Source organism: Alphaproteobacteria bacterium, from assembly GCA_030740435.1.
Taxonomy (GTDB): domain Bacteria; phylum Pseudomonadota; class Alphaproteobacteria; order UBA2966; family UBA2966.
Genome location: JASLXG010000069.1, coordinates 1 through 19,242, shown reverse-complemented (window position 1 = coordinate 19,242; position 19,242 = coordinate 1). Strand labels below are relative to the sequence as shown.

17 protein-coding genes are annotated in these 19,242 nt (G+C 67.0%); 6 read left to right on the top strand and 11 right to left on the bottom strand.

Annotated elements, in window-relative coordinates; genetic code table 11:
* The first annotated feature begins 173 nt into the window (after positions 1–173).
* A complete protein-coding gene (locus QGG75_08140) occupies positions 174–824 on the top strand; it encodes an MBL fold metallo-hydrolase (GenBank protein MDP6067206.1) in 651 nt (216 codons plus the stop codon).
* A 260-nt stretch (positions 825–1,084) separates the two neighbouring features.
* Here the strand turns inward: QGG75_08140 and QGG75_08135 are convergent, their stop codons facing one another.
* Complete coding sequence (locus QGG75_08135) at positions 1,085–1,585, bottom strand: GFA family protein (GenBank protein ID MDP6067205.1); 501 nt, start codon at positions 1,583–1,585, stop codon at positions 1,085–1,087.
* 104 nt (positions 1,586–1,689) lie between these two features.
* Here QGG75_08135 and QGG75_08130 point away from each other — a divergent pair, with 104 nt between their 5' ends.
* The 4 genes from QGG75_08130 to putA all read left to right on the top strand — a co-directional run bounded on the left by QGG75_08130 (position 1,690) and on the right by putA (position 6,863).
* Complete coding sequence (locus tag QGG75_08130; GenBank protein ID MDP6067204.1) at positions 1,690–2,388, top strand: SDR family oxidoreductase; 699 nt, start codon at positions 1,690–1,692, stop codon at positions 2,386–2,388.
* Between the two features lie 72 nt (positions 2,389–2,460).
* Entirely contained in the window at positions 2,461–2,988 is a 528-nt protein-coding gene (locus QGG75_08125; protein MDP6067203.1) for a response regulator, read from the top strand.
* Positions 2,989–3,091: 103 nt separating this feature from the next.
* Entirely contained in the window at positions 3,092–3,526 is a 435-nt protein-coding gene (locus tag QGG75_08120) for a DUF1489 domain-containing protein (GenBank protein MDP6067202.1), read from the top strand.
* Positions 3,527–3,719: 193 nt separating this feature from the next.
* Positions 3,720–6,863 (top strand): bifunctional proline dehydrogenase/L-glutamate gamma-semialdehyde dehydrogenase PutA, encoded by a 3,144-nt coding sequence (gene putA, locus QGG75_08115; GenBank protein ID MDP6067201.1) that lies wholly within the window; start codon positions 3,720–3,722, stop codon positions 6,861–6,863.
* Positions 6,864–7,095: 232 nt separating this feature from the next.
* On the opposite strand, the gene QGG75_08110 is transcribed toward putA, so the two are convergent.
* The 8 genes from QGG75_08110 to QGG75_08075 all read right to left on the bottom strand — a co-directional run bounded on the left by QGG75_08110 (position 7,096) and on the right by QGG75_08075 (position 15,506).
* Positions 7,096–8,160, bottom strand: coding sequence for a Glu/Leu/Phe/Val dehydrogenase dimerization domain-containing protein (locus tag QGG75_08110; protein MDP6067200.1), 1,065 nt, complete (start codon positions 8,158–8,160; stop codon positions 7,096–7,098).
* Between the two features lie 194 nt (positions 8,161–8,354).
* On the bottom strand, positions 8,355–9,155 hold the full coding sequence (locus QGG75_08105; protein ID MDP6067199.1) for a MipA/OmpV family protein: 801 nt from the start codon (positions 9,153–9,155) through the stop codon (positions 8,355–8,357).
* Between the two features lie 64 nt (positions 9,156–9,219).
* A complete protein-coding gene (locus QGG75_08100; GenBank protein ID MDP6067198.1) occupies positions 9,220–10,338 on the bottom strand; it encodes an NAD(P)/FAD-dependent oxidoreductase in 1,119 nt (372 codons plus the stop codon).
* A 9-nt stretch (positions 10,339–10,347) separates the two neighbouring features.
* Positions 10,348–11,229 carry a thioesterase family protein gene (locus QGG75_08095; GenBank protein MDP6067197.1) on the bottom strand — a complete coding sequence of 294 codons (882 nt, stop codon included), beginning with the start codon at positions 11,227–11,229 and terminating at the stop codon, positions 10,348–10,350.
* 940 nt (positions 11,230–12,169) lie between these two features.
* Complete coding sequence (locus tag QGG75_08090; GenBank protein MDP6067196.1) at positions 12,170–13,306, bottom strand: acyl-CoA dehydrogenase family protein; 1,137 nt, start codon at positions 13,304–13,306, stop codon at positions 12,170–12,172.
* A gap of 11 nt (positions 13,307–13,317) precedes the next feature.
* Complete coding sequence (locus QGG75_08085; protein ID MDP6067195.1) at positions 13,318–14,490, bottom strand: isovaleryl-CoA dehydrogenase; 1,173 nt, start codon at positions 14,488–14,490, stop codon at positions 13,318–13,320.
* A 73-nt stretch (positions 14,491–14,563) separates the two neighbouring features.
* Positions 14,564–15,046 carry a PaaI family thioesterase gene (locus QGG75_08080; protein ID MDP6067194.1) on the bottom strand — a complete coding sequence of 161 codons (483 nt, stop codon included), beginning with the start codon at positions 15,044–15,046 and terminating at the stop codon, positions 14,564–14,566.
* Between the two features lie 28 nt (positions 15,047–15,074).
* A complete protein-coding gene (locus QGG75_08075; protein MDP6067193.1) occupies positions 15,075–15,506 on the bottom strand; it encodes a thioesterase family protein in 432 nt (143 codons plus the stop codon).
* Positions 15,507–15,602: 96 nt separating this feature from the next.
* Between QGG75_08075 and QGG75_08070 the strand changes: the two genes are divergently transcribed.
* Positions 15,603–16,538: a LysR family transcriptional regulator gene (locus QGG75_08070; GenBank protein ID MDP6067192.1), complete on the top strand. Its 936-nt coding sequence runs from the start codon at positions 15,603–15,605 to the stop codon at positions 16,536–16,538.
* Here QGG75_08070 and QGG75_08065 read toward each other — a convergent pair.
* On the bottom strand, positions 16,535–17,464 hold the full coding sequence (locus QGG75_08065; GenBank protein MDP6067191.1) for a response regulator: 930 nt from the start codon (positions 17,462–17,464) through the stop codon (positions 16,535–16,537). The two genes, QGG75_08070 and QGG75_08065, sit on opposite strands and share 4 nt — an antisense overlap.
* 109 nt (positions 17,465–17,573) lie before the next feature.
* The gene (mgtE, locus tag QGG75_08060; protein ID MDP6067190.1) at positions 17,574–18,953 is read right to left on the bottom strand and encodes a magnesium transporter; all 1,380 of its coding nucleotides are present in this window, start codon (positions 18,951–18,953) and stop codon (positions 17,574–17,576) included.
* Between the last annotated feature and the right edge of the window lie 289 nt (positions 18,954–19,242).

Here is a 19,242-nt window from a genome sequence, read left to right as displayed (position 1 = left end):
GGCCGAAGGGCCGCCGCCGTGAGCGATAACAAGCCGCCGTGAGCGACAAAAAAACTATCAGGCAACGCTTCGGCTTGCCGTAGGCGGCGGCATGGCTTATGGGAATGCCCCGGAGAATATCGGGGAAAACCGCTGGGGCCGGTCCTGGCGCTACCTCTTGCCGGAGTAACGCCATGGATCCTGAACTGAAGGTCGTCGTCGTCCCTGTCACGCCGTTCCAGCAGAATTGCTCGCTGCTGTGGTGCCAGCAAACCGGCAAAGGTGCCGCCATCGACCCCGGCGGCGACATCGAGCAGATCGTCGCGGCGGCCCAGGAACACGGCATCGAGATCGAGCGCCTGCTCATCACCCACGGCCACATCGACCACGCCGGCGGCGCCGCGGCGCTGGCCGAGCGGCTGGGCGTGCCCATCGAGGGCCCGCATGAGAGTGACCGGTTTCTCATCGAAAACATATCCAAGCAGGGCGCCCAGTTCGGCCTGGCCGGCGCCATCGCCTTCGAGCCCGAACGCTGGCTCGAGGCCGGCGATCGTGTGACGGTGGGCGAGATCGAGCTGGATGTGTTGCACTGCCCCGGCCATACGCCGGGCCACGTGGTCTATTTCGCCGCCCAGGCCGAACTTGCCTTCGTCGGTGACGTGCTGTTCAACGGCTCGGTCGGGCGCACCGATCTGCCGGGCGGCGACCACGCCGCCCTGATCAGCTCGATCCGCGAAAAACTCTGGCCGCTGGGCAACGACGTCACCTTCATCTCCGGCCACGGCCCAGCCTCGACCTTCGGCGCCGAACGCCAGAGCAATGCCTTCGTAAGCGACTTCGTGTAGTACTCGAGCGGATCTCATAGCTGAGATCCGCTCTAGTTTCTTATCGCTCCCGGCGGCGGACCTTTGGTCCGCTCCCTCCGCGGGGGGGGCCGCAGGGGCGGCGGGTCGCGGTCGCTCCCGTTGCGCCAAGACCAAGCAGAAAAAACCACACATTGGGATCGACGCTATGCCGCCCCCGGCAGGGCAGGCAGGTCTTGGCGCTGAGCGTCATGGCGAACTCCCCGGGCTGGCGCACTGTGGCCAGCCATAGGGGCGGGCGCTCAGCTTTTCGACTCGTCCTGCAGCAGACCCTGGCGGCGGTGCCATTCCTCGATCGAGAGCTCGGGGTATTCGGGATAGTTGGTTTCGCCCTCACCGGCCGGCTGTTCGACCCAGCCGGCGGCGTGGTCGAGCATCAGGTTGACGTGGGCCGGCGGCCGGGGCAGCGGCGAATCGATGGCCGAGGCAAAGGGATGCACGAGTTCGGGCCAGCGCGGATCCGAGGCCCACAGCGTGCTGCCGCAGTGGCGGCAGAAATGGCGCCGCGCCGGACTGCGCGCCTTATCGGCATAACCCGGTCCGCGCCGCACCCGGTAGACCGTGATCTCGGCCCCGCCCGCCACCTCCAGCGTCTCGGCCCGGCCCATCAGGTTGATGGCATAGCCGCCACCGCCCGCCGTCTTGCGGCAGATCGAGCAATAGCAGCGCATGTAGGGATAAGGCGTCCTTGTCAGCAGCGAAAACCGTACGGCGCCGCAATGGCAGGAACCTTCGAGCTGCATGGCAACCCTCCGAGGCGAATTCCGAACCCCACCTTAGCGCGCCCGGCCGCCCCGCGGCAGCAGGCAATTTGCCGCCGGCTGGGCATCCGGGCTACTCTCGGGCCATGCCCAGCGTCCTGATTACCGGTGCCAACCGCGGCCTCGGCCTTGAATTCTGCCGCCAATACGCCGCCGCCGGCTGGCAGGTTTTCGCCACCTGCCGCGATGCCGAAGGGGCCCGGGCCGGCGCGCTCGGGCGGCTGGCGGCCGAGCACCAGGATCGCTTTGAGATCCAGGCCCTCGACGTCGCCGACGGCGCCAGCGTGGCCGCCGCGGCAGCGGCCCACGGCGACCGGCCGCTGGATCTTTTGCTCAACAATGCCGGCGTCGTCGGCGACCGCGCCTCGCGCCTCGGCGCCATGGACTACCAGGCCTGGCAACGCTGCCTGGAGATCAACGTGCTGGGACCCATGCGGGTGGCCGAGGCCTTCACCGACGCCGTCGCGGCGGGCCAGCAAAAGCTCATCGTGACGATCTCCAGCGGCATGGGATCGCTAAGCGAGACCTACGGCGGCCAAGTCATTTACCGCACTTCCAAGGCGGCCCTGAACATGGTGGTTCGGGACCTCGCTTTCGAACTCAAGGACCGCGCCATCACCTGCGTCGCCATGCACCCGGGCTGGGTCAGCACCGACATGGGCGGGGCTGGCGCGACGCTGACGCCGGAGCAAAGCGTCAGCGCGCTCAGCCGCACCATCGCCGGCCTGGGGCCGGGCCAAAGCGGGCGCTTCCTCAACTATGACGGCCAGGAGCGGGCCTGGTAGACGGGACCCTTTTGATCCTGCCGGCGCAGCGGTTTTACGATTTGGCAACCCAAATCGTGTAAACAAACCGCCATGGCCTTTCACCACCTCGAACGCCTGACCTTCCTGATCATCGACGACGATCCCGACGAATTGCGCCTGCTGGAGAAGCTCGTCACCATGCTCGGCGTGCGCCGCGTCAAGCGGGCCGCGGACGGCGCCGAGGCCCTGGAAATCCTGCGCCTCATACCGGTCCACATGATCATCTGCGACCTCTGCATGACACCCATGGACGGGCTCGACTTCGTGCGCGAGCTGCGCCGGCTCAGACTGCGCCAGCGCTCGCTGGTGCCGGTCATCATGACCACCGGCCATACCGAGACGGAAAATATCGCCGCGGCCCGCGACGCCGGCGCCACCGAGGTGCTGGCCAAACCCTTCACACCGATGCAGCTCTACCGCCGCATCGTGGCGATAACGGCGGCGCCGCGCGCCTTTGTCAGCAGGGGCGACTTCAAGGGGCCGGACCGCCGGCGCCGGCACCAAGAGGTGGCCAAACGCGAACGCCGCCACGAATGGCAACCCGAGGCCATCGAGCAGGTGGGCCGCCCCGTGTTCTAGCGCTCGTCGACCCGGATTAAGTAGAAGTTTTCAGGGTGGCGCCGCCGGCGCTTGCTGGTGTATCTATGGGCAGCTTGCAAGACGGGGTTCGGCGCTCGGGGCGATGGCACTCAATCTGCTAAAAATGTGTGTCGGCATCGACCACGTCTCGGAGCTCGAACGGCTCCAGGCGGCCCGCCTGGCCGAGGCCCGGCGCCAGGGCCGCGAGCCCCGTCTGGTGCACCGCACCCGCCACACCCCGCGCCGCGCCGCCGAGATCCTCGCTGGCGGCTCGCTCTATTGGATCATCAAGCGCTTCGTCAGGGTGCGCCAGCCCATCGTCGGCATCGAGCGCATCGTCGACGCCGACGGCGTGCGGCGTTGCGAACTGGTGCTCAGTCCGCAAAACATTCGCACCGAACCCCAGCCCCGACGGCCGCACCAGGGTTGGCGCTACCTCGAGGCCGCCGACACCCCGCCCGACTTGGCCAGCAACGACCCGAGCCACGAACTGCCGCCGGAGTTGGCCGACAACCTCCGGGAACTTGGGCTGCTCTAGAGTGGATCTCATTTGATGAGATCCACTCTAGGTTTTTTTCGCTCACGGCAGCGGACCTGAAGGTCCGCGCCTGCGCGGGCGCGCCGGACGACCGGCGGGCGGCGGTCGCCGCCTAAAGCGTAACGGCGCAACCTTGAAATGCTCTAGCCCGCAAAAGCTTGAGTGAAGGCTCGCACGAGCCTACATCTAGAACATGATCTTTGCCGACGAGGGACCGGACTACAGCGACTCGCGAACGACCGTGACGGCGGCCTACCGGGCCGACGAAAGCGCCACCCTCGATGCCCTGTTGGCGGCCGCTAGGCCGTCGCCTGAGCAGCAGAGTCGGACCGAGAGCCTGGCCCGGCGCCTGGTGCGGGCGGTGCGCGAGGAACGTCGGGCCAGCGGCGGCCTGGACGCCTTTCTGCACGAGTACGGGCTTTCCAGCCACGAAGGCGTGGTGCTGATGTGCCTGGCCGAGGCGCTGCTGCGCATTCCCGATGCCGCTACCGCCAACCGCCTGATCCGCGACAAGCTCGGCGGCGCCGACTGGCTCAGCCACCTGGGCCGGAGCGATTCGCTGTTTGTCAACGCCGGCACCTGGGGCCTGATGCTGACCGGCCGGGTGATCGAATTCGAGGCCGCACAGGGGCACGATTTAGGGGCCTTTTTCCGCCACCTGATTTCACGCAGCGGCGAGCCGCTGATCCGCCAGGCCATGCTCCAGGCCATGCGCATCATGGCCCGCCAGTTCGTCATTGGCCGCAGCATCGAGGAAGCCGTAGCCCGGGCCGGCGACGAAGCCGCACCTTATGAACGCTATTCCTTCGACATGCTGGGCGAAGCCGCCCTGACAGCCGCCGATGCCGCCCACCATGTCGAGCGCTGCACCCAGGCCATCAACGTGGTCGGGGCCATAACAGCCGACGGTGACGACGTGCTGGCCCGGCCCGGCCTTTCCCTCAAGCTCTCGGCCCTGCATCCCCGCTTCGCCTTCGCCCAGCGCCGCCGGGTGCTCGACGAACTGGTGCCGCAGCTGGTAGCGCTGGCCAGCCAGGCCCGCGCCGTCCATGTCGGCATCACCATCGATGCCGAGGAAGCCGAGCTCCTGGACCTCACGCTCGACGTTTTCGCGGCCGCGCTGCAAGCACCCGCCCTGGCCGGCTGGGACGGCTTCGGCATCGCCGTACAGTGTTACCTCAAGCGTGCGCTCCCGCTCTTTGCCTGGCTCGCCGACCTGGCCACCCTGCACGGCACGGCGCTGCCCGTGCGCCTGGTCAAGGGCGCCTACTGGGATGCCGAAATCAAGCGCGCCCAGGAACGCGGCCTCGAGGGTTATCCGGTGTTCAGCCGCAAGCTGGCCACCGATGTTTCCTACCTGGCCTGCGCCCGTTACGTGCTGCAACGGCCTGAGGCCTTCCGGGCCATGTTCGCCAGCCACAACGCCCACACCATCGCCGCCGTGACCACCTTGGCGGGCGATCGCCGGGATTACGAATTCCAGCGCCTGCACGGCATGGGGGAAGCGCTTTACCGGGCCGCCCTGGAAGGCGACGGCGTCTGCTGCCGCGTCTATGCCCCGGTGGGCAGCCACGAGGAGCTCTTGCCCTACCTGGTACGCCGGCTGCTGGAGAACGGTGCCAATTCCTCCTTCGTCAACCGCATCGTCGACGAAGAGGCGCCGATCGATGACCTCATCGGCGATCCCGTCGCGGCCCTCGAGGGGCTCGAGGAACGGCCCCATCCGCACATCGTGCTGCCCACCGCGCTCTATGGCGAGGAGCGGCGGAACTCGCGCGGTCTCGATCTCAGCGACCCCCTGGTGCTGGCGCAGCTCGACAGCGACCTGCAGGCCGCCCTGACCGGGCCCTGGCAGGCCGGCCCACTGATCGGCGGCCAGGCCGCGGCCGGCGAGGCCCGGCCGGTCAAGAATCCCGCCGACCACCGGCGCCAAGTCGGCACGGTGGTCGAAGCCGGTGATGCCGAGGTCGAAGCGGCGCTCGAAGGGGCCAGGCAGGCGGCGCCGTCCTGGGCCAGGGCGCCGGTGGAGCACCGCGCCACCATCCTCGAGGGCATCGCCGAGGCCTATGAGGCGCATCTTCCGGAACTCATGGCGCTGGCCGTGCGCGAAGCCGGCAAGACGCTGGGCGACGCCCTGGCCGAGGTGCGCGAGGCCGTCGATTTCTGCCGCTACTACGCCGCCCAGGCGCGCCGCGACTTCGTGCCGCGGGATTTGCCGGGCCCCACCGGCGAGGATAACCGGCTGGAACTGCAGGGCCGTGGGGTATTCCTCTGCATCAGCCCCTGGAACTTCCCGCTGGCCATCTTCACGGGCCAGATCGCGGCCGCCCTGGCGGCCGGCAACGCCGTCATCGCCAAGCCGGCCGAGCAGACGCCGCTGATCGCTGCGCTCGCGCTCAGCCTGATTGAGCGCGCCGGGCTGCCGGCCGGGGTGCTGCAACTGCTGCCGGGGCCGGGCGAAGCCGTCGGTGCCCGCCTGGTGGCCGACCAGCGCATCGGGGGCGTAGCCTTCACCGGCTCCGTTGATACCGCCCGCGCCGTCAACCAGAGCCTCAGCCGGCGCCCTGGAGCCATCGTGCCGCTGATCGCCGAGACCGGCGGCCAGAACGCCATGATCGTGGATTCATCGGCCCTGACCGAACAGGTGGTGGCCGACGTCGTGCAATCGGCCTTCCACAGCGCCGGCCAACGCTGCTCGGCGCTACGCGTGCTCTATCTGCAGCACGAAATCGCCGAACCCACCATCGAGATGCTGGTGGGCGCCATGGCCGAGCTGGCGATCGGCGATCCGGCGCTGCTGGAGACCGACATCGGCCCGGTCATCGATGCCGAGGCGCAAGAAAGCCTCGAATCCCACGCCGCGCGCATGGCTGCCGAACACACCCTGCTCTACCGCTCGGTCCTGCCGGCGAGCTGCCGACACGGTACTTTCGTGCCGCCGCAGGCCTTTGAGATCCCCGGTATCGAGGTGCTGGAGCGCGAGGTCTTCGGGCCCATCCTGCACGTGGTGCGCTACCGCAGCGACGACATCGAAGCGGTCTGCCAGGCCATCAACGGAACGGGATATGGCCTGACGCTGGGCATCCACAGCCGCATCGAGGCCTTCGCCCGGCGCATCCACGCCCTGGTGCAGGCCGGCAACACCTACGTCAACCGCAACATGGTGGGGGCCGTGGTCGGCGTCCAACCCTTCGGCGGCTTGGGCCTTTCGGGCACCGGCTTCAAGGCCGGCGGGCCGCACTACCTGCTGCGCTTCGCACAGGAGCGTTCGATTTCCATCAACACCACGGCCTCAGGCGGCAACCCCGACCTGCTGTCGCTCTCGGACGACGCCTGAACGGATCTCAGGTGATGAGATCCGCTCACGTTTTTGTCGCTCACGGCGGCGGACCTTCGGTCCGCTGCCTGCGCGGGCGCGCCGCAGCAGCGGCGGGTCGCGGTCGCTCCCGTTGCAATAAAAGACCAAGCAGCAAAAACCACGCTTTGCCAACGACGCTAAGCCGGCCCCCGGAACGGGAGCCGGAGGCCAAGGGCGCGGATGCGCCCGCCCGGTGAGGGTCCAACAAGAATCAACTCGCCGCGGCGAGTTGTGCCGGCAGGCCGCGCTTGGCGGCCAGACGTTCTTCGACGATGCGGTCGGCCATCTGCTCGGGCGCCAGCCCGGCCCTTTCGGCGCGGCGCCAAAGATCCGTGAGCGTCTCGTAGATGCCGCCGATGTGGCGGAAGGCGGCCTCGCGATCATAGATCGGGCGCTCGTAGGTGATGTTGATGACGCCACCGGCATTGACCACGTAATCGGGCGCATAGAGCACGCCGTGGCGGTGCAGCATCTCGCCGTGGCGCGGCTCGGACAGTTGGTTGTTGGCGGCCCCGGCGACGATGCCGGCGCGGATGGTGGGAATCGTCACGTCGTCGAACACCGCTCCCAGGGCGCAGGGCGCCAGCACGTCGGCCTGGGCCGCCAGGATCCGATCAAGGGGTACGATCTCGGCACCGAACTCGGCCACCGCCTGCTCCAGCGCCTGGTCGCGAAGATCGGCTACCAGCAGCCTGGCCCCGGCCTCATGCAAATAGCGGCAAAGCCAACGCCCGACGTGGCCGAAACCCTGCACCGCCACCGTGATGCCGCCGAGGTCGTCGCTGCCCAGGCGGTGGCGCACGGCGGCGCGGATGCCGCTGAAGACGCCCCAGGCGGTGGCCGGCGAAGGATCGCCGCTGAGGCCGCCGAGGCCGGTCACGTGGTCGGTGACCTGGCGCACCACATCCATGTCCTCGACCGAGGTGCCGACGTCCTCGGCGGTGATGTAGCGCCCCTGCAGGGTATCGACGCAGCGGCCGAAACGGCGCAACAGGGCGGTGGTCTTGTGGCGCCGGGGATCGCCGATGATGACGGCCTTGCCGCCGCCCAGTTCGAGGCCGGCCATGGCCGCCTTGTAGGTCATGCCGCGCGACAGCCGCAGCACGTCGGTGAGGGCTTCGTCCTCGCTGGCGTAGGGCCACATGCGGCAGCCGCCGAGCGCTGGGCCCAGGGTGGTGTCGTGGATGGTGACGATGGCCCTGAGGCCGCTTTCGCCGTCGTTGAAGAAGACCACCTCTTGGTGGTCGGCAAAGTCGCGATTGCTCATGACGGTCATGGCCGGCCCTTTCGTTCAGGCTTCGCCCCGGACGTTGCCGCCACCCCGCCACATAGTTTATTTAGGCAAAAATATCCTTATTTTCAATTATTTAAACGATGCCGACGGGATTCGCAGGAATCGTTCGCGAGGCTCCCCGGGGGCCTAACTTTCGGCCCCGGCGGAACTCCCCGACGCAACGAATCGCCGCTGGATCAGAACAGATATCCCACCGTGGTGCCGACGAAGAGAAGCTCGCTGGCCTTGGTCAACGGGCTCTCGGCGGCCGTGCTGACGATCATCTGCAGCCGCCCTTCGGCGGCCAGGTAGAGCTGCGGGCTGAAGAGGTAGACCGCGGTGGCGAAGGCACTTATGTCGCGTATCCCGGCGCTGGCACTGAAGGTCGCCAGGTTGGTGGCGGAATTGCTGGCTGAAACGCCGTAGTAGGCGTTCATGTAGTCGCTGCCGCCCCAGCGCAGGTCGGCACCGAGAAAGAGGCTGGCACGCTCGCTCAGGCGGCCGCCGAGGGCGGTGCCGAACGATCCCGAGACGCCGTTGTTGCCTTTGTCGGTAAGGCCCATGCGGATGTCGCCGGTGAAGCGCCAGGGGCCGCTGAAATGCTTGAAGAAAAGACCCAGCTCGGGGCTGGCCTTGATGTCCGGAAGGCCGCTCAGCGTAGCGTTGTCGGCGGAATTCCGGCCCCGGTCCCAGGTCAGCCGCGGGCCGGCCATGGTGTCGCGTTTGCGCACCATGTTGTAGCCCAGGCCGCGCTGGGTGCTGAGGAAGACGGCGCCGCGCCACTCGATGTCGATCAGCGGCAGGGCCACCACCTCATATTCGTCGGAGCCCGGATAGTTGGGCGCGAAACCGCCACCGGCACCCAACAGCACCCGCCATTCACCTTCGCTGGGGAGCCGGATCGCCGTCGCCCCGTTCAACCACTGCTCGTAGTCGTCGGCCACCGCCGGCCGTGCCACGAACAGCACCAGCGCCACCATCAAGAGGCAGATTCTCATGATCCATTTATCCTGGATAACCTGGCGGGCAACCTATCCCATGGGCCGGCCGGGGCGCAAGCGATCAGACCCCTGTTCCCACCAGTTCCGCGGCATGGTCGGCGATGGCCAGCGCCGCGGTCAGGCCGGGCGATTCGATGCCGTAGAGATTGACCAGGCCGGCCAAACCGTGCTCGGCCGGACCCTGGATGATGAAATCGGCCACCGCTTCGCCGGGCGCCTGAAGCTTGGGTCGGATACCGGCGTAGGCCGGGCTCAGCGCGCCCTCGGCCAGGGCCGGATAATAGCCGCGGATGGCGGCGTAGAAGCCCTCGGCCCGGGCCGGGTCGACCTCGTAGTCGATGCTATCGATCCATTCCTGGTCGGGGCCGAAGCGGGCCTGCCCGGCCAGGTCGATGGTCAGGTGGACGCCGAGACTGGCGCTGCCCGGCAGGGGATAGATCAGGTGGCGAAAGGGCGAGGCGCCACGTAGCGCGAAATAGCAGCCCCGGTTGAGATGGCGCCGCGGAATGCTGGTCGCCGGCAGCCCGGCCAGGCCGGCGGCGACCTCTTGGGCCTGAAGACCGGCGGAATTGACCAGCAAGCGGCAGTCCAGGGCATAGTCGCTGCCATCAGCCAGGCCGACGCGCAGGCAGAAACCCTGGCCGCCCGCCTGGCCGCCCCGCAGCGGGCTCTTGAGGGCGATCACGGCACCACCGGCCTCGGCCTCGGCCTGCAGCGCCAGCATCAGGGCATGGGCATCGATGATGCCGGTCGACGGCGAGAGCAGGGCGCCGGCGCAAGCTAGCTCGGGCTCCAAGGCCCGGGCTTCGTCCGCGGGCAAGAACACCAGGTCATCGACGCCGTTGCCGAGCGCCGACTGGCGCAGACGTTCGAGCCCTTGGAACTCATCCTCGTGGCCGGCCACGATGAGCTTGCCGAGCCTTTTGTGCGGCACGCCGCGGTCGCGGCAAAAGTGATAGAGCGCCTGCCTGCCGGCGACGCAGAGCCGCGCCTTGAGACTGTCCCGGGGGTAGTAGATGCCGGCGTGGATGACCTCGCTGTTGCGCGAGGAGGTGGCGCTGCCGATGCCGGCGGCAGCCTCCAGCACCAAGACCTCGCGGCCCCGCCGGGCCAGCACCCGAGCCAGCGCCAGGCCGACCACGCCGGCCCCCACGACCACGCATTCGACCGCTTCAACCATATCCGGCTCTCAGGCGCCGACCAGCAGCGCTTCGCAGCGCGCCCGCAGTTCGGCCGGAAAAGGCGCCGGCCGGCGCGCATCCATGTCCAGATGCACGCCAAACTGGCTCATCACCGCGGCCAGCGTGCCCAGGCGTTCGTTGACCATGTGGTGGACCAGTCGGAACGAGGTGGCACCCAGGTGGACGAGGCCGCTGCGGATGCTCAGCAGGTCACCGGCGCCAGCCTCGCGCAGGAACTTGAGCTCGATCTCGAAGGTCGACATGCCGTGGCGGCTGTGTCGCAGATATTCGCCGTTCATGCCCATGGCGGCCAGGGCCTGGCCCGCCGCCATGGAAAAACGCTGGACATGAAAGTGGAAGCTGAGGTGCCCGAGGATGTCTATTTCCCAGGGCTTGGCGGTGTCGCGGGCAGTGGCGAAGAAGCCGGTGTCGTCCGCGGGATAGGGACGCACTTGGGGCAAGGGCTCGGCCCACTCGACCCGGGCCGCCTCGAGGGCCCGCCGGCGATCGCCGCTCAGCGCCACCGACTTGCGGGCATCGAGGTCGAAATGCACCGATTTCTGCCGGTAAGACGTCACCACCTCGCCGTTCGCCGAATCGATCAAGCGATGACCGATGCCAACGATCTTGCCTTCCGTGCCGGTGATGCCGCCCTCCACGTGCATGACGTCGCCGACCCTGAGTTCACGGTGGAATTGCACGTTGGCTTCGACCGCCGCCAAGGCCCGGCGCTCGCGCTCCATGTAGCCCAATCCCATGCCCACCGCCTCGAACAGCGCCAGGTTGGCATCGCCGAAGCGCTCGACGTAGGCCGAGATCGTCATGTGCTCGACGACATCGCAGTCCCGTGGCCAGACTGCCCCCCGGTAGGTCTCGATCCAACCGCCCATCGCTGCTTCCACCGTTAAGGATTTGCTCGCGGCGGCCACCGCGAATCGGACTCTACAGGGCGGTCCGGCAAAGCGTCAATATTACTGTCATTTCTGCACTTTGAACAAACAACACAATGCTCACAAGATACCACAAAGTTATCCACAAGTTATCCACAAGAAATGTCGGCCAGCCATTATTTTGGACTTGCTCTTCCCAACGAAAGAACTGAGTATGAAGTTGCACCGTGATGGGTCTTCGGATTTGGATCGGTGCCGGTCGTGAAACCCTCGGGTGGATCGGTCGGGTCGAGAAACCCTCGGGTGGATCGGCCAAGCCGAAAAGCCTTCGGGTGGATCGGCTAGGTTGGAAAGCCTTCGGGTGGACCAGCCAGGTTGGAAAGCCTTCGGGTGGACCAGCCAGGTCGTGAAACCCTCGGGTGGATCGGCCGGGTCGAAAAGCCTTCGGGTGGATCGGCCAGGTCACGAAGCCTTCGGGCAGCGTGGCTAGGTTGGAAAGCCTTCGGGTGGACCAGCCCGGTCGAAAAGTCTTCGGGCGGATCGGCCAGATCGAAAAGCCTTCGGGCGGATCGGTCGGGTCACGAGGCCTTCGGGTAGCGTGGCTAGGTTGGAAAGCCTTCGGGTGGACTGGCCGGAGAGGCGTCAGGAGTGTTCTCCGGAGCACGTTGCAACGACCCCGTGTCTGAGCACCTGTCGCCTCTCACCTATTTTGGCCCCCCTCCCCCCGCCGCCTTTCCGCTGCACTGTTGCGGCGCAAATGCAAACCGCCCGGCCCCTGGGACGCGAAGCGTCTTTGGTTGCCGGGCGGTCAGCGTCAGGTCAACGCGTTCCCGTGTCTCTGCACCTGTGCCGCTCTTGTAAGGGCTGGACGGCGGACTGTCAACAATATTTTGTGGTACGCCAACACATTACCCCAAGATATTGTGAGACAAGCGCTACGCTATTCTTCCCGGATGGCCCGGGCAATGACCAGGCGCTGGATCTCGCTGGTGCCTTCGTAGATCTGGCAGATGCGCACATCGCGGTAGTGGCGCTCGACCGGGAAGTCCCGCAGATAGCCGTAGCCGCCATGCACCTGGATGGCCGCCGAGCACACCCTCTCAGCCATCTCGGAGGCAAAGAGCTTGGCCATCGAGGCCTCCTTGATGGAAGGCAGGCCGCCGTCCCTGAGCCGCGCCGCATGGTGGATCAGGGCCCGCGCCGCCTCCAGCTCCGTCGCCATGTCGGCCAGTTTGAAGCCCACCGCCTGATGCTCGAAAATGGCCTGGCCGAAGGTTTCGCGCTCGCCGGCATACTCGAGCGCCGCCTCATAGGCCGCCCGCGCGATGCCCAGCGCCTGGGCGGCGATGGCGATGCGGCCGCATTCCAAATTGGCCAGCGCAATGCGGTAGCCCTGGCCCGGCTCGCCCAGCATCATGTCGGGCCCCAGCTCGAGATCCTCGAGCGCCACCTGGCAGGTGTCGGAGCTGTTCTGGCCCAGCTTTACCTCGGTGCGCAACACCTTGTAGCCGGGTGCGTCGGTGGGTACCAGAAAGGCACTGATGCCGCGTTTGCCGGCACTTTCGTCGGTCACGGCGAAGCAGATGGCGAGGTGCGCCGTGGTGCCCGAGGTGATGAACTGCTTGTTGCCGTTGAGCACGTATTTGTTGCCCTCGAGCCGCGCCCGGGTCTTGATGGCCGAGGCATCGGAGCCGGTGTGGGGCTCGGTCAGCATGAAGGCGCCGCGCAGCTCGGCGCTGACCAGCCGGCGCAGGTAGCGCTGCTTCTGTTCCTCGCTGCCCCACTCGTAGACCGGCTTGGTGACGACGCAGTTCTGCATGTTGACGGTCGTCGAGACGCCGGCATCACCGGCCGCGATCTCCTCCATCACCAGGGCCAGCGAGACGTGGTCGGCGCCGGCGCCGCCCCATTCCTCGGGCACCAACATGCCCATCAGGCCGAGCTCGCCAAGCCGCGTGATCTCGGCCTCGGGGAAATGCCCGGTGCGGTCCCACTCGGCGGCATGCGGGGCCAGCTCATTGCGCGCGAAATCCCGGGCCAGGTCGCGGATCATGGTTTGCTCTTCGCTCAGACTCACTGTTTTCTCCGTCAGGCGGTTTCGTTAAAGAGCTCGCGGCCGATCAGCATACGCCGGATTTCCGAGGTCCCGGCGCCGATCTCGTAGAGCTTGGCATCGCGCAACAGCCGGCCTGTGGGGCTTTCACTGACGTAGCCCATGCCGCCCAGGCACTGGATGGCCTCGAGCGCCATCCAGGTCGCCTTCTCGGCGGCATAAAGGATGGCCCCGGCGGCATCCTTGCGTGTGGTCTGGCCACGGTCGCAGGCCTGGCCAACGGCGTAAACGTAGGCCCGGCAGGCGTTCATGGTGGTGTACATGTCGGCCAGCTTGCCCTGCATCAGCTGGAACTCGCCGATGGGCCGGCCGAACTGCTCGCGCTCGTGAATGTAGGGCACGACCACGTCCAGGCAGGCCTGCATGATGCCCAGCGGCCCGGCCGCCAGCACGGCGCGTTCGTAATCGAGCCCCGACATCAAGACCTTGACGCCATCACCCTCGCCGCCCATGACGTTTTCGGCCGGCACCTCGCAATCCTCGAACACCAGCTCGCCGGTGTTGGAGCCGCGCATGCCCAGCTTGTCGAGCTTCTGGGCCTTGGAAAAACCGGCAAACGAGCCCTCGACCAGGAAGGCGGTGATGCCGTGGGGACCGGCCTGCATGTCGGTCTTGGCGTAGATCACGGCAACATCGGCGTCGGGGCCGTTGGTGATCCACATCTTGCTGCCGTTGAGAACATAGCGGTCGCCGCGCTTGTCGGCGCGCAGCTTCATGCTGACCACGTCGGAGCCGGCACCGGGCTCGCTCATGGCCAGGGCGCCGACGTGTTCGCCGGAGATCAGCTTGGGCAGGTAGCGGCGCTTCTGTTCGGCGCTGCCGTTGCGCCGGATCTGGTTGACGCAGAGGTTGGAATGCGCCCCGTAGCTCAGCCCCACCGAGGCCGAGGCCCGGCTCAGCTCCTCCATGGCCACGATGTGCTCGAGATAACCCATGCCGGCGCCGCCATATTCTTCATCGACGGTGATGCCCAAGAGCCCCAGCGCCCCCATGGCGGGCCAGAGCTCGGCCGGAAACTCGTTGGAAAGATCAATCTCCGCGGCCCGCGGCGCCACCTGGTCGGCGGCGAAACTGCTCACTGAATCGCGCAGCAGGTTGGCGCTGTCGCCGAGATTGAAGTCGAGGCTGGGCAGCGTATTGGGCAGCATGGCGAACTCCAGGGTTTGGCCGTAGCGACTCTAGCCGCGCTGGCGGCAAATGCGAAGGGTGGCGGGTACGCCCTCAGGCGGCTAGCGCCGATTTTGTCCCCGTGGCCGGTTCGTCAGCCCGATCGGCCAGCGGCATCAGGGTCTCCAGCGCCACGGCGCAGAGCGTCTCCTGGCCCTCGACGACGCTGTAGACCCGGGCCTCGCTGATGGTCAGGGTGCGGCCGGCCTTGACCACCTGCCCCCGCGCCAACAGACGCTCGCCCTGGCCGGGGCTCAGGATATTGACCTTGAACTCGACGGTGAGGATGGAATCCTCGGCCCCGGCCAGGCTGAAAGCAGCGTAGCCGCATACGTTGTCGGCCAGCGTCGAGACCACGCCACCGTGGAAAAAGCCGTGCTGCTGGCAAAGCTCGGGACGGTAGGGCAGGGCGATCTCGCAAGCGCCGGGGGTGACGGCTACCAACTCGGCGCCGATATGGCGCATGAAGGCCTGGCGCTCGAAGCTGGCAGCCACGCGGCGGGCGAAATCGGGATCGCGGGGACTGAGGACAGGCATGACGAATTCCGGCAGATGGTGGGCGGTTTCAGGTTCGGGGGTCGGCCACGATCAGCTCGCTGGCGCGGGCGGTGATGGCCTCGGGAAAGGGACGGGACTTGCTGCTCTGACGCTCGAAGTGAACGCCCAGGAGATCGCACCAGGCCGCTACCTCGCCGTCGGAGCGTCGCCTCATGCGGTGCAGGATACGGATCTTGCGGCTCTCGACCTCGAGCACGCCGGTTTCGATCTCGACCAGTTCGCCGGCTCGCAGCTCGCGCCGATAGGTGATGTTCTGTTGCACCGCCCCCATGGCGCAGCCGGCGCCCTCGAAATACTCCGGCGTCAGGCCCAATTCGAAGAACATGTTCCAGGTGCCCTCGTCGAATTTGGCGACGCAGAACTGCACGTTGAGGTGACCCATGGCATCGAGCTGCCAGGGATAGACGACGCCAAGGTGGGTGGTCACGAACTCGCTCATGGCGGATATCCTGTGCTGCGGAAGGATGATATTAGCCGGGCCGGGATTATAGAAAAAATCATTTGTTTCGATAACTATAATTGATACTGTCTATAAATGGATCTCTACCAGATCCGCTATTTCCTGGCGGTCAGCGAGACGCGCAATTTCACCCGCGCCGCCGAACGTGTGCACGTCACCCAGCCGACCTTGTCGGCCGGCATCGCCAAGCTTGAGCTGGACCTGGGCGCGCGGCTCTTTGAACGCGGTCGGCGCGCCACCCTGACGGCTGCCGGCGGCCGCTTCCTCGACCACGCCCGGGTGATCGTGGCGGAATGCAACTTGGCCCGCGCCGAGCTTGGCCATGGCGTTACCGAACGCCGCCTCGGCCTGGGCACGCTGCGTGCCCTCCCTGTCGCCCGCCTGGCGGCGCTGCTGGCCGATTTCCGGAAGTCCCACGCCGACGTTAGCGTCGAGCTGAGCGACGCGGCGCCGGAGAAGCTGCTGGCCTGGCTCGAACAGGGCCGTATCGAGCTCGCCCTGACGACGCTGGAGGACGGCCGCAGCGCCGGGTTCGAAAACCAGGGCTTTGCAAGCCTGGCGCTTTATCGCGAAAAGCTGGTGCTAATGACGGCGGCCGACCATGGCTTGGCGCGCAAGCCGGCGCTGGCGCTGACAGATCTGCACCGCCAGCCCTTCCTGCTGCGCCGCCACTGCCCCTATCTGGCCGACCTGATCAGGCTGTTCGACGCCCATGGCGTGCGCACCCGCATCGTGCAGCGCTGCGATCAGGACGACTGGGTGCTGAACCTGGTGGCGGCCGGTGTCGGCGTCGCCCTGATGCCCGACAGCTTCCACGCCCCTGGCGTCGTGGCGCTGCCGGTGGGCGGCATCGCCATGGGCCGCACGCTCGGGCTTTGTTGGCGCCCAAGCCCGGACAACGGCCCGGACGACAGCCCGGCCAGTCTTTTCCGCAATTTCGCCGCCAGCCACGATTGGCGTCCGCGACCGCCCGAGTCACAGGTCAGCCAGCGCCTGGCTTGGGCGCGCTAGCCCTGGGCTTGGCGGATGGCCGAGGAGATCTCGCCGGCCGCTTCCAGCGTCGCGTCGTCATCGGTATTCACCGCCAACTCGATGGCCGTGGCAAGGTGGTCGAGCAACTGAAGGTCGCGATCGACCACGCCGCCCGGGTTGGCCGCCAGGTTCTCGGCAACACCGACGATAGTCTGGCAGAGATCGGCCTGGTGGCGAAAGCGGGTGTCACCGATGCGCTGGCGCAGATCGGCGGCGACGAAGCCCAGGCGCTCGATATGCGCCGTTATGGCTTTGTCCGGCGTCTGGCCCGAGAAGTGCTCGCGAATGATGTTGGTCAGGTAGCCGACCTGGTAGGCGTGGCGTTCGACCTTTTGTTCCTGAACCCGGCGCAGGCACTCCTCGACCGGCACTTCGTCGGGCTGCCCGGTGGCCTTGCGGCGCAGGGCATTGGGCACCGCGATGACCGGGATTTCCTCCTCTTCCTCCTCGCGCTCCTCGCCCGTGCGGCGGTCGGGGCCGATGTAGTCGGTGGTGACGACGAAGGGGCGGCGCCGTTCGATGACCGCGTTGAGGCCGTCTCCCATCTTGCTCACCGACATGGGCATGGTCAAAAGCATATCGGCACCGGCCTTGATGACCGCCTCGACGAGTTCTTGTCGCGGCTCCCAGGTATAGGCCAGGATGGGCACGAAAGGGTCCGAGCCGGCCGAACCATGGCGGATTTCGTGGAACAATTCGACGCTGCTGCCCTCGGGCAAGTCGAGGTCGCAGACCAGCAGGTCGACCTCGGTCTCGGCAAAATGCTGGCGCAGCTCCTCGACGCTTTTGAAATAGCTCACCCCGCGGAACCCCAGGTTCTGCAAGATCCCCGTCACAGTGCGCCGCGACATCGGCATGGCATCGCCGAGCACGACCTCTATATTATCGAACTTGCTCTTGCTCATTTTCCCGTTCTGGTCCCTGACCGCCCGGCAAAATGCCGGGCCGGCGAGCGAAACCAGCTATCGATCGCTACCAGCCTAGCGTGGCGCCGAGAAAATTCCCAGCAACCGGCTAGAGCAGAAATCCAGCAGCCAACCCGAGAAAGGCCAGGAACCCCACCACGTCGGTGATGGTGGTGACGAAGACCGAGCTCGCCACCGCCGGATCGACGCCCATCCGGTCGAAGCCCAGCGGCACCAGAATGCCCGACAGCGCCGCCACCAGCATGTTGATGACCATGGCCGCGGCGATCACGCCGCCCAGTGCCGCGTCGGTGAACCAGAAACCGGCCACCAGTCCGACCAGCAAGGCAAACACGGCACCGTTGAAAAAGCCTACCACCAGTTCCTTGTCGACGATGCGCCGGGCGTTGGTCACCGTCAGCTCGCGGGTAGCCAGGCCGCGTACCGCCACGGCCATGGTCTGGGTGCCGGCGTTGCCGCCCATCGAGGCGACGATGGGCATCAATATGGCCAGCGCCACGATCTTCTCGATGGCGGCGTCGAACTGGGCGATCACGGCCGAGGCCAGGATCGCCGTGGCCAGGTTTAGCAGCAGCCAGATGAAGCGGCGCTGGGTGGTGGTGCGAATGCTGGCGTTGATGTCGGTCTCGGAGACGCCGGCCAGACGCAGGATGTCCTCTTCGGCCTCCTCGTGGATGACGTCGACAACGTCGTCGACCATGATCACGCCGATCAACCGTCCCGAGGCGTCGACCACGGCGCCCGAGGCCATGTCGTACTGCTGAAACAGGTAGGCCACCTCCTCCTGGTCGGTGTCGGTTTCGACGCGGATGGGCTCGGCTTCCATGATGGCCTGGACCAGCACCGGGCGCTTGGTGCGCATGATGCGGTTGAGCGGCACGGTGCCGATCGGCCTGTGGGTCGGGTCGACGACGAAGATTTCGTAGAATTCATCGGGCAGGTCATCACTTTCGCGCATGTAGTCGATGGTCTGACCGACCGTCCAGAAGGCCGGCACGGCAATCAAGTCGCGTTGCATGAGGCGGCCGGCGCTATCCTCGGGATAGGCCAGCGCCGCCTCGATGTGGGCCCGTTCGGGCACCGGCACGGCGTCCAGCACCTGGCGCTGGCCGGCCTCGTCGAGGTCCTCCAACAGGTCAACCGCGTCATCGGTCTCGAGCTCGGTGACGGCCGCCGCAACGTCGGCCGGGCCGAGCTGTTCGACCACCGATTCCAGCACCTCTTCGCTGAGTTCGGCCAGCACCTCGGGATCAAGCACGCCGCGCATGGCCTCGACCAGCAGGCGCCGCTCAGGCCTTCCGACAAGATCGATGAGATCGGCGATATCGGCCGCGTGCAGCGGCTCGACCAGTTCCACGGCCTGCTCGACGCGGCCCTCGCCCAACGCCCTGACGACAGCCCGGATGCGTTCGGGCGCCAGCCCATGGACCTCGTCCGCGGCCGCCCCCTGCCCGCCCTGGGCGCTCATGAGCCGCTGCCGCCGGCGCTGTTGTACGCTGCCTGGTTCATGCCGCACCCCCTGCCGGGACGTACCTAGCCCGCATTTCTCACCGGGTCACGGCCTGCGTCGCTCCCAGGTGATGCGATCCGCTAGGAAAAGACCGAAGCGCGTAGTGGTACTACGCGCTTCGGTCTTTGACAACGCGGGCGCGCGCCTGGGGGCGACCCTTCGGGCGACGCTGTGGCGCCGACAGGATGCGTCGAGCTGCTTGCCCGATGTCCCACATCGCGCGGCGCAGCTCTCCTACCCTGTCGAC